8 protein-coding genes are annotated in these 11,167 nt (G+C 62.1%); 2 read left to right on the top strand and 6 right to left on the bottom strand.

Going from position 1 to position 11,167, the window contains the following annotated elements; translation table 11 throughout:
- Positions 1-365: 365 nt before the first annotated feature.
- From M0808_RS28240 to M0808_RS28215, 6 genes are all read right to left on the bottom strand, one after another.
- Complete coding sequence (locus tag M0808_RS28240; protein WP_247843174.1) at positions 366-1,754, bottom strand: VOC family protein; 1,389 nt, start codon at positions 1,752-1,754, stop codon at positions 366-368.
- 88 nt (positions 1,755-1,842) lie between these two features.
- The gene (glcF, locus tag M0808_RS28235) at positions 1,843-3,063 is read right to left on the bottom strand and encodes a glycolate oxidase subunit GlcF (protein WP_247843173.1); all 1,221 of its coding nucleotides are present in this window, start codon (positions 3,061-3,063) and stop codon (positions 1,843-1,845) included.
- 2 nt (positions 3,064-3,065) lie between these two features.
- On the bottom strand, positions 3,066-4,115 hold the full coding sequence (glcE, locus tag M0808_RS28230) for a glycolate oxidase subunit GlcE (protein WP_247843172.1): 1,050 nt from the start codon (positions 4,113-4,115) through the stop codon (positions 3,066-3,068).
- Positions 4,115-5,614 carry a glycolate oxidase subunit GlcD gene (glcD, locus tag M0808_RS28225; protein WP_247843171.1) on the bottom strand — a complete coding sequence of 500 codons (1,500 nt, stop codon included), beginning with the start codon at positions 5,612-5,614 and terminating at the stop codon, positions 4,115-4,117. Before glcD ends, glcE begins: the two co-directional genes overlap by 1 nt.
- Before the next feature lie 207 nt (positions 5,615-5,821).
- Positions 5,822-6,748: an alpha/beta fold hydrolase gene (locus tag M0808_RS28220; protein ID WP_139054628.1), complete on the bottom strand. Its 927-nt coding sequence runs from the start codon at positions 6,746-6,748 to the stop codon at positions 5,822-5,824.
- A gap of 21 nt (positions 6,749-6,769) precedes the next feature.
- On the bottom strand, positions 6,770-8,221 hold the full coding sequence (locus M0808_RS28215) for an NAD(P)/FAD-dependent oxidoreductase (RefSeq protein ID WP_247843170.1): 1,452 nt from the start codon (positions 8,219-8,221) through the stop codon (positions 6,770-6,772).
- 190 nt (positions 8,222-8,411) lie between these two features.
- On the opposite strand from M0808_RS28215, the gene M0808_RS28210 reads away from it, so the two are divergent.
- Positions 8,412-9,485: a diguanylate cyclase gene (locus M0808_RS28210; protein WP_202370288.1), complete on the top strand. Its 1,074-nt coding sequence runs from the start codon at positions 8,412-8,414 to the stop codon at positions 9,483-9,485.
- Between the two features lie 208 nt (positions 9,486-9,693).
- Complete coding sequence (locus tag M0808_RS28205; RefSeq protein ID WP_247843169.1) at positions 9,694-10,929, top strand: M20/M25/M40 family metallo-hydrolase; 1,236 nt, start codon at positions 9,694-9,696, stop codon at positions 10,927-10,929.
- Positions 10,930-11,167: the final 238 nt, after the last annotated feature.

The raw sequence follows: 11,167 nt of genomic DNA, 5'->3' as shown, positions 1-11,167 counted from the left end.
TCGAAGGTCCCGGCAGCCGGGGGTGGAGTGGCTCTGGCGTGCGGTTTGGCCGATGTTTTTTGCTGAATCGAGAGGGAAAGTGCGCAACTTCTTGCGCAGTACTGCGCAAGAAGTTGCGCACTTGGCTGTAAGCCACGCCAGTCAAGGCCTGCAGCGCGATGAATCGCCTTTTTCACCGAACAAGTGCGCAAGAAGTTGCGCAGTAAGGCCAAGGGCCATCGTCGAGCGTTTCGCCTTGTTGTCGCGATTGCGCTAGAGGCAACATTTGATTCTGTGGCGAGGGAGCTTGCTCCCGCTGGAGTGCGCAGCGCTCCCAAAACGAGGACCGCTTTGCAGCCCAGCGGGAGCCAGCTCCCTCGCCACAGTCAGAACAGTTTCAGGTCCAAAACCTGGGCGCACTCCTCAATCGAGCGCCGCTGCGTCTCGGCATACAACCCCAACTCATCAATCGTCGCACGCCCAAGCGCCTGTTCGAATGCCTGACGGTTGGAGTGTTCGCCATAGTGCGTCTGCGCCGCGTCCCCAAGATTCGACTGAAAAATCCCCGCCGCACTCACCGGCAGGAAATCTTCGTACACCAAGGGTTCAGCTTTCACGTGACCCTCGCGGAGCAAATCGTCCAGCGATGCCGACATGAGGCTACCCGCTGCCAAGCCTTTTTCGGTAGGGAAGTAGCGAAAATACGCCAGCTCCTGTTCGCGCATGCCGTCGACGCTGTCAGGAAATTCGCCAAAGTGCTGAGTCATCAGCTCGTTATAGCGTGCGGCGTTGCCTTCGTTGGGGAAGTCGCCGAGTTCATCGCGGGCGGCATTCAGCAAACGGTCATACAGCGCCCGGCCCTTGGGAGTCAGCGCCGCACCGCGTTGTTCGATCTCGCCGAAACGCGCGCTGTGGCTGCCACGGGTGTTGTGCTGGTCGGTGAAAGTGATCGGCTCATCCAGCGCCTTGAAACTGGTTTGGCGCAGCAGGATCGGGCAGTGCCGACGCGGCGGCCCTTCGATTACCGCTTTCGGGGTGATGCCATGCACCGGCATTTGCGCCTGAACCTTGTCGATGTCTAGCGTGCGCGGGGTCAGGTGATTGATGTGCGGGCCTTTGAACGCCACCACATCGGCGATCAGACGGTGCTGAGCGCTGAGGGTCTGGTACTGCGCGGCGGTGACAGTTGCGCTGTGGTGCCAGCGAAAGGTCTCCAGGGCCTGCAGGACAAATTCCTCCGCTTCAGGCTCATTCAGCCCACCCGCTGACTCAGCCTGCTCGATCAGGTGCAAGACAGTAGGGGTAAAGATCGAACGCTGATTCAGTACCGATTCGGCAAACGCGCGCAGCTCGGGATCCTCGATCAGTTCCAGACGCAGCAACGAAGTGAACACCCGAAACGGACTGACCTGCAGCGCCGCTTCATGCACCGCGCGAAACGCCGTGGAGTGCACCGGCACGCCCGCCGGGGTCAGGTCGTAATAACCCACCGGTTGCATGCCCATCACCGCGAACAAACGGGCGAGGGTCGCCAGCTCTTTGCCGGTACCGACGCGAATCGCGCCGTGACGCTCCATGTCCAGCCGTTGGATTTCACCGGTGCTGTCGAGCTGCCGTGCGATGTCCGGCTGAGCCGCCAGCACTTCGCGATTGGTCTGTTCCACCAGTTCCATCAGCGCGCCGTACAACGGCACTTCTTCGCGGTACATGTCGGACATCGCTTTGGAGAAGCGTTGGCGGATCAGGTCGGGGCTGACGAAAGGCTGCACGGTCATGAAAAAAATTCCTGCCACGGTCACGTAAAGGATGGAGGAAAAGATCGCAGCCTTCGCCGACGGCGGCAAACGAAGAATCCTACGAACTTCATTCTGCCAACGACTGATCCACCAGTTCGATCCAGTGCAAAACCTGCGTGCGCCCGGCACCTGCCAGATGATTCTGACAACCGATGTTGGAGGTGACGATCAAGTCCGGGCGATCGCTTTCCAAGGCGTTGAGGCGGTTGTCGCGCAGTTGCCGGGCAAGGGTCGGTTGCGTCAGCGAATAGGTGCCGGCCGAACCACAGCACAAATGCCCGTCCGGCACCGCCGTGAGGTTGAAGCCCAGCCGGGTCAACAGTGTCTCCACCGCGCCGCCGAGTTTCAGCGCATGTTGCAAGGTGCAGGGGCAATGCACGGCGATCCTCCGTTGGCTGGCGGCGCACAGTTTCTCCAGGGGCTCCTGGGCCAGGATCTGTACCAGATCCAGCGTACGTTCGCTGATCTGCCGCGCCTTGTCGGCGTAGCGCGGATCCTTTGCCAGCAAATGCCCGTAATCCTTGATGAACGCGCCGCAACCGCTGGCCGTCTGCACGATGGCTTCCGCGCCGTTTTCCAGGTGCGGCCACCACGCGTCGATGTTCTGCCGCGCGCGGTCGAGGCCCTTGGCCTGGGCGTCGAGGTGATAGTCCAGCGCGCCGCAGCAACCGGCCTCGGCCACCGGCGTCACGCTGATCCCCAACCGATCGAGCACCCGCGCCGTCGCATCATTGGTGTTCGGCGACAGGCCCGGTTGCACACAACCCTCGAGCAGCAGCACCCGCCGCGCATGGCGCGGAGCAGGGCGTGAACCGGATGCTGACGAGCGCTGCGGCAATTTGCTTTCGAACATTCGTGGCAGCAGGGGCCTGAAGGTTGTACCAACGCGCAGCAAACCCTTGAACATCCCGGGATTCGGCGCCAGTGCGCGCAGACCCTCGCGTAACAAGCGCTGGGCAGCGGGGCGCGGCACCGCCTGATCGACCACCGCACGGCCGATGTCGAGCAGGTTGTGATAGTCGACACCGGAAGGGCAGGTGGTTTCGCAGTTGCGGCAGGACAGGCAGCGATCCAGATGCAGTTGTGTCTGCTCGGTAGCGGGAGCGCCCTCAAGCACTTGCTTGATCAGATAGATGCGCCCGCGCGGCCCGTCAAGTTCATCTCCGAGTAACTGATAGGTCGGGCAGGTGGCGTTGCAAAAACCGCAATGCACGCAGGTACGGAGGATTCTTTCCGCCTCGGCCGCGCGCGGCAGTTGTCGGGACTCTTCGCTGAGGGTGGTTTGCATGGCTAGAACTCCGCGTACATCCGGCCGGGGTTGAACAGCCCTTGCGGGTCGAGTTGCGCCTTGAGTTGCCGGTGATAACGCATGAGCGCCGGGGCTAGCGGCTGGAACGGTGTGTCGCTGGCGCCATGGGTAAAGCAGGTGGCGTGGCCGCCGAGTTCCTGGGCGAGGATCTGAATGTGCTCGTGATCGGACTTCAGCCAGCGTTGCGCGCCGGCCCAGTCGAGCAACTGCTGGCCGGGCAAGTCCTGCGGCCCGAGATTGTTCGGCAGTGACAGGCGCCACAGCGGCAGGCCTTCGTCGAAAAAGCTCAGGCGTTGCTCGTTCAAGTCGCGCCAGAACGTCGAATCCAGCGGTTCGCCGCCGAGCCGTTGATGGGCGGCGGTGACCGAGCCTTCGCCGCCCTCAAGGCGCAGATACAGGCTTTGCCCATCATGGCAGGCGCCGCTGATCGGCAACGGTTGCTGGCCCCACTCGGCAAGCCGCGCCAGCGCCCGGGCGCAATCGAGGTCGAGGCGGATGCTCAGGCATTGACGCGGTTTCGGCAGGACTTTCAGCGACACTTCGGTCAGCACCCCAAGACAACCAAAACTGCCGGTCAACAGGCGCGAGAGGTCGTAGCCGGCAACGTTTTTCATCACCTCGCCACCGAAGCGCAGGTGCTCGCCGAGACCGGTGATGACCCGGGTGCCGAGGACAAAATCGCGCACCGAACCTGACCATGGCCGCCGTGGCCCGGACAGTCCGCTGGCGATCATCCCGCCCACCGTGGCGCTGTCGCCGAAGGCCGGCGGCTCGCAGGGCAACATCTGCCCGGCCGCGTCGAGCGCCGCGAGCAACTCGCGCAGCGGCGTGCCGGCGCGCACGCTGACCACCAGTTCCGTCGGTTCATAGCGCACGATCCCGCGATGCGCGCGGACGTCGAGCACTTCGCCGGCCACTTCGCGGCCGAGAAACGCCTTGCTGTTGCCGCCCTGAATCTTCAGCGGCGTGGCGTTGGCCCGGGCCTGGTTGACCTGATCGAGCAGCGCGCTGCTGGCGTCGAAATCAGCCATCAGAAACGCTCCAGTTCGGGGAATGGCAGTTGTCCGGCATGAATGTGCATCGCGCCGAATTCGGCGCAGCGGTGCAGGGTGGGGATGTTCTTGCCGGGGTTGAGCAGGCCTTGCGGGTCGAACGCGGCTTTGACCGCGTGGAACAGGCTCAGCTCAGCGCTGTTGAACTGCGCGCACATCTGATTGATTTTCTCGCGGCCGACCCCGTGTTCACCGGTGATGCTGCCGCCAACCTGCACGCACAATTCGAGAATCTTCCCGCCCAACGCTTCGGCGCGCTGCAGTTCGTCCGGCTGGTTGGCATCGAACAGAATCAGCGGGTGCATATTGCCGTCGCCGGCATGGAACACGTTGGCCACGCGCAAGCCGTATTCGGCGCCGAGGCGGGCGATGCCGTGCAACACGCCGGGCAATTCGCGGCGCGGGATGGTGCCGTCCATGCAGTAGTAATCCGGCGACAAGCGGCCAATCGCCGGAAAGGCGTTTTTGCGCCCGGCCCAGAAGCGCACGCGCTCGGCTTCATCGCGGGCCTGCCGCACTTCGCTGGCGCCGGCCTCGAGCATGACCTCGCGCACCCGCAGGCAATCGTCGTGGACATCGGCTTCGACGCCATCGAGTTCGCACAACAGAATCGCCTCGGCATCAACCGGGTAACCGGCGTGAATGAAGTCTTCAGCGGCGCGGATCGCCAGGTTGTCCATCATCTCCAGGCCGCCGGGAATGATCCCCGCAGCGATGATGTCGGCCACGGCACGGCCAGCCTTTTCCACCGAGTCGAAACTGGCCAGCAAGACTTTGGCGACCTGCGGTTTGGGCAGCAATTTGACCGTGACTTCGGTGATGATCCCGAGCAATCCTTCGGAGCCGGTAAACAGCGCCAGCAAATCGAAACCCGGCGCATCGAGGGCGTCGCTGCCCAGTGTCAGACGTTCGCCCTCGATGGTCAGCACTTCGATTGTCAGCAGGTTGTGTACGGTCAGACCGTATTTGAGGCAGTGCACGCCACCGGCGTTTTCCGCGACGTTGCCGCCGATCGAGCAGGCAATCTGCGACGACGGATCCGGCGCGTAATACAGGCCGTACGGCGCGGCGGCCTGGGAGATCGCCAGATTGCGCACCCCGGGCTGAACCCGCGCGGTACGGGCCGCCGGGTCGATGTGCAGGATGTTGTTGAAGCGCGCCATCACCAGCAACAGACCTTTTTCCAGCGGCAGCGCACCCCCCGACAACCCGGTGCCAGCACCCCGGGCAACCACCGGCACGTTGTGTTGATGGCAGAGCTTGAGCAGGGTCTGCACCTGATCGAGTCGCCGGGGCAGGGCGACCAGCATCGGCGTGGTGCGATAGGCCGAGAGGCCGTCGCATTCGTAAGGCTTGAGTTCGTCTTCACGCCAGAGCAGGTCGAGATCCGGGAGGGCGCGCTGCAGGGTTTTCAGCAACTCGGCCTTGTTCACCTCCGGTAGCGGGCCGTCGAGGCGTTCGTCGTAGAGAATGTTCATTTCGACCCCATCGGCGGACGTGATTACCTGTGGTGAGGAGATTTATCCCCGATGGCTGCGCAGCAGCCCCAACCCAGAGAATGCGGTGTGTCTGATTCAGCTTAGTGCTGGAACTGGGGCTACTGCGCAACCCATCGGGGCGGTGCGACGTTTCGCTGAATCCCCTCACCACAATAAATTCCCTCATCACAAGGATAGTGTTGGGACTCATCGCTGATTGCCTAGAAACTCCCGATACAACCGCGCGGTATTCCCCGGTTGTTCGACCATCGGCATGTGTCCGACGCCATCCCACACTTCGACCCGCAGATTGGCGATGCCCTTGCTCCACACCGGCACGCTGCTGACGTCGATCAAGCGGTCCTTGCGCCCCCACAGCAGCAGCGCCGGGCATTTGATCTCGGCCAGTTTCGGCTCCATGGGTGGGCTGGCGCGAAAGTCGCGGAAGATCTCTTCCAGTTCATCACGCTGGCGTTCGTATCGCTGGGCGATGGCGTCCAGCACCAGCCCGGGCACCCACGGCGGCGAGGCCATGGTCATCGCATAAAACTGGCGGAACTCTTCCCGGGAGTTGATCAGGAACGGGTTATGCCCACGGGCGAGGTGGCGCTCCATGTCGCTGGCCTGCGGTGCAGTGACGCCGGCCGGGTCGATCAGCGCCACCGAGGCGATCCGCTCCGGGTAAGTTGCTGCCAGCCATGCCGCGATGTAGCCACCCATGGAGTTGCCGATCACGTGGACTTTCTCCACGCCGCACACGTCCAGCAGCTGGATCATGCGCTTGGCCTGCAACGGAATGTCGTAGCCGCCACCGGCCTTGAACCCGGTTTCCCCATGACCGGCGATGTCCGGAATGATCACCCGGTACTGGCGGACAAAATGCCTGGCGAAGCGCAGCCACAGATTCTTCTCGGCGCTGTAGCCGTGCAGCATCAGGATCGCGCTGGCTGCTTCATAGGGACCACCCTGCCAGGTCGAGACGGTCATTTCGGCAATCGGCACCTCGATTTTGTGCAACTTGTACAACTTGGCCTCGAGCGCCGTGCTCAGGTCGTACAACCAATGGCCGATCGCTGGATAACTCAACCAGCTCCAGGCCACGAAAACCGCGAGAGCGACAAACAGCACAAGCATCGACGTCTTCCTTTTACGTGTTCAGGACAGAATGTGGTCAGCCGGTTTCAGCGTCCGGGTCAACCGGTAGTAGCTGAAACTGAAGCCCGGAAATATCGCGATCACATGACCGCTCTTGCTCTGATACCAACTGTGACAGCCGCCGGACTTCCACACCGTGCGTTCCATCTCACGGTGGATCATTGCAGTGTAGGTACGTTCCGCTGCGGGGCGCACTTCGATGCTGCGCAGGCCTTTTGACTGCAGGGTGTGGATGCAGTCGAGGATGTAATTCATCTGCGCTTCGATGATGAACAGCGCCGAGGTATGCCCGATGCCGGTGTTGGGCCCGGTGACGATAAACAGGTTGGGAAAGTCCGGCAGGCTGGTGCCCAGGTAGGCGCGCGGGTACTGCGCCCAGACATCCTTGAGTTGCACGCCGTGCCTGCCGGTCACCGGGTAGGAGACCACGCCGTCGGTGGCGTCGTAGCCTGTCGACCAGACGATCAGATCGACGTCGATGTGCTGGCCGTCGGTGGTGGTGATCCCGGTTTCATCGATTTCGGCGATGCCTTGCTCACGGCTGTGCAACGTGACGTTGGGCCGGGTCAGCGCCGGGTAATAGGTGCTGGACAGCAGAATGCGCTTGCAGCCGATGGTGAAGTCCGGGGTGAGTTTTGCGCGCAATACCGGATCCGGCACCTGTTGCTTGAGAAAACGCAGCGCCTGACGCTGAACCAGGTGAATCGCCGGTTTCGAATATTTGAAGGCGATAACCCGGGTTTCGAATTGCCAGTAGAGCAGCCAGCGCAGCAGCTTGTACGCCGGTTTTACCCCCAGCAGCCAGCGCTGGAAAGGCCCGAACGTGCGATCGGCGCGCGGCAGCACCCAATGTGGCGTGCGCTGGAACACGTGCAATTGCTCGACTTCGGCAGCAATCGCCGGAATCACCTGGGCGGCACTGGCGCCGCTGCCGACGATGGCCACGCGTTTACCGCGGTAGTCGTAGCTGTGATCCCAATTGTTGGTATGAAAAGTCTTGCCCTGAAAGCGATCCAGGCCGGGAAAGGGTGGGATTACCGGTTGGCTCAACGGCCCGGAGGCGTTGATCACGAACTGCGCGTAAAAAATCCCCTTGCTGGTATGCACCGCCCAGCGCTTTTCGGCGTCGTCCCATTCGATGCGTTCGACGTTGGTTTGCAGCGCCACGCGCTCGCGCAGGCCGAAGCGCTCGATGACGTGTTCGGTGTAGCGATGTAATTCGGCCTGGGCGGCGAACATCTGTGTCCAGGGAAATGGCGCAAACGACAACGAGTACAGCGGTGACGGCACATCCACCGCCGCGCCGGGGTAGGTGTTCTGGCACCAGGTGCCGCCGAAAAAGTCCCTTCTTTCCAGCAAGCGAAAATCGTCGATTCCGGCCTTGAGCAAGTTGACCGCCGCGCATTGGCCGCCAAATCCGCTGCCGATGATCAACACTCGGTAGGTCTGCATGGGCCTCCTTCTTATAGTCGTTTTTCCGTTTTCGTCCTTTCAGGTATAGCTAAAAATTTGCCCTGTGCGCGACGGCGATGGCGCGGTATTCAGCGGCTGGCCGGTGATAGCTATTTAACGGCTGCCTGTTAGACTTCCAGCACATCCGTCTGACGGTGTTCGCAGGTTCCGTTGAGTGGTCGAGGCCCTTATGCGAAACAAGGGGGGAAAGGGACTTTCATTGGCCAGGAGGCTTTATACATCGCGAACCCTCGGGCTGGTGCTGGGGCTGTTGTGCGTGAGCGCGGCGATGTATCCGCTAGACCCGCCGCTGTGGGTCTGGGCGTTGATGCTGTTCAATGGCCTGCTCTGGCCGCACCTGGCGTTTCAATGGGCCCGTCGTGCCAGCGTTCCTTACCATGCGGAACACCGCAATCTGTTGGTTGATGCCTTTATGGGCGGCTTCTGGGTCGCCGCCATGCAGTTCAATCCGCTGCCCAGTGCCACCACCATTTCGATGATGGCGATGAATAACGTCGCCATCGGCGGATTACGTTTTCTCGCCGCAGGCCTGGCGGCGCAGGTTCTTGGTATCGGCGTCGGCCTGGTGGTTTTCGCCCCGGCGTTCATCCCGCAAACCTCGCCTCTGCAGCTTTATGCCTGCCTGCCGTTGCTGATGCTGTACCCGCTGGCGCTGGGCTGGATCTGCTTTCGCCAGGCCTACACGCTGGGCCTGCACAAGCGTGAGCTACTGGCCCTGAGTCGCACCGACAGCCTCACCGGACTGCTCAATCACGGCGCGTGGAAGGATCAACTGGAAATCGCCTTTCAACGTTGCCGCCGGCAGCAGCAGGGCGCAGCGATCGCGTTGATCGACATCGATCACTTCAAGGCGATCAACGACACCTACGGGCATGTGGCGGGTGACATCGTGCTGCGCCAGTTGAGCAAAATGCTCAAGCAGAACCTGCGCGCTGCGGACGTCGCCGGGCGGTATGGCGGCGATGAGTTTTGCGTGATCCTGCCTGACCTGCCGCTGTTCAATGCCGCGCAGGCCATGGAAGCCTTGCGCGAGCGTTTCGCCACCCTGGGTTACGAGCAGAACCCGGCGCTCAAGGTCAGTCTGAGCATTGGTCTGGCGGCTTACGAACCGGCACACGGCGACGCGACCCGTTGGCTCAATGATGCGGATCAGGCGCTGTACGAGGCCAAGGCGACCGGGCGCAATCGGGTGATCTGCAACAGTGACGATCTGCCGAAGCAGGAACTGCTCGATTCGGTCTGATCTATCACCGCCGTCCCCTGTGGGAGCGGGCTTGCTCGCGAAGGCGTTCTGTCAGCGGCATTGATGTCGGCTGACACTCCGCTGTCGCGAGCAGGCGAAGGCCTACAAGTGTTCGGTGTCGGCCGCAGAGATGTCGCATCCGGTATAGAGCCTTGCGTCGATGTCAGGTACGGTTTGAGTCCCCCCGACGCGAAACAAGGATCGATTCATGACGTTCGCATTCCCCCGCTCGCTGCTGGCCGCCAGTCTCGGCCTGTCCCTCGTCCTCAGCTCCGCCAGCGCCTTCGCCGAACCGCACAAGCAAGTGCTGGCGGATGCCGAGCAGTATCAGCCCGAAGCCCTGAAACTGCTGGAACGGCTGGTCAACATCGACTCCGGTTCCGGTTATGAACCGGGCCTGAAACAAGTCAGCGAGATCGCCATCGATGAGCTGAAGAAGCTCGGCGCCACCATCGAACGGGTGCCCAATACCCCGGAAAAATCCAATCATGTGCTGGCCACCTTCAAAGGCACCGGCAAGGCAAAAATCCTTTTGATGGCGCACATGGACACGGTGTTCAAGGAAGGCTCCGCGGCCGAGCGCCCGTTCCACATCAAGGACGGCCGCGCCTACGGGCCCGGGGTGATGGACGACAAGGGCGGCATCGTCGCCGGGATCTACGCGCTGAAAATTCTGAAGAACCTCGACTTCAAGGATTACGCGCAAATCACCTTTCTGCTCGACGCCAGCGAGGAAACCGGTTCCGACGTCGCCACCGACCTGATCAAAAAAACCGCCAAGGCTCATGACGTGACCCTCAACCTCGAACCGGGGCGTCCGGCCGATGGTCTAGTGGTGTGGCGCAAAGGCAGCGCGACGGCGCTGGTCGAGGTCAAGGGTAAGGCGGCGCATGCCGGGGTCGCGCCGGAACTGGGGCGGAACGCGGCGATGGAAGCGGCGCACCAGATTCTGCAGTTGGGCAAACTCGGCGACGAGGCGAAGAAAACCACGATCAACTTCACTGTGCTCCAGGCCGGAGATCGCACCAATGTGATCCCGGATCACGCGACCGCCAAGGCTGACGTGCGCGCAGCCGTGCCGGAAGAGTTCGACCGGATCGAGAAAGACCTGGCGCGAGTGTCGCAGGACAAGCTGATCGCTGAAACCGAAGTCACCACCAGCCTCAAACGCGGACTGCCACCGATGCCGCAAACGGCGGAGTCGGATCGCTTGATGGCCATGGCGCAAGGGATTTACGGCGAGATCGGCCGCAAGCTGACCGAAGAGGGCAGTGGTGGCGCGGCGGATGCCAGCTTGTCCGCCGCGGTGGGTACGCCGACGCTGGACGGTTTCGGGATTGTCGGCGGCAATATCCATACGCCTGAGGAATACGCCGAAGTGGCGAGCGTGGCGCCGCGGATTTATCTGTTGTCGCGGATGATCATGGAACTGGCCAAGCGCTGACTCCCTCGGATTGGCGGTGCTGCAACTGACGCCTTCGCGAGCAAGCTCGCTCCCACAATGGATCTGTGCCGAACACCACTGCTGTGTTCACTGAAGATCCACTGTGGGAGCGGGCTTGCTCGCGAAGGCGGCGGGTCAGGCTAAATGGGTGTTGAATGTGCCGACGTCATCGCGAGCAGGCTCACTCCTACATGGGATCTGTGTTCAACACCACTGCTGTGTTCACTGAAGATCCACT

Origin of the sequence: Pseudomonas sp. MWU12-3103b (genome assembly GCF_023100615.1) — a bacterium.
GTDB lineage: Bacteria > Pseudomonadota > Gammaproteobacteria > Pseudomonadales > Pseudomonadaceae > Aquipseudomonas > Aquipseudomonas putida_A.
The sequence above is the reverse complement of the archived record's forward strand: the minus strand, read 5'-3'. Positions and strand labels throughout refer to the sequence as shown.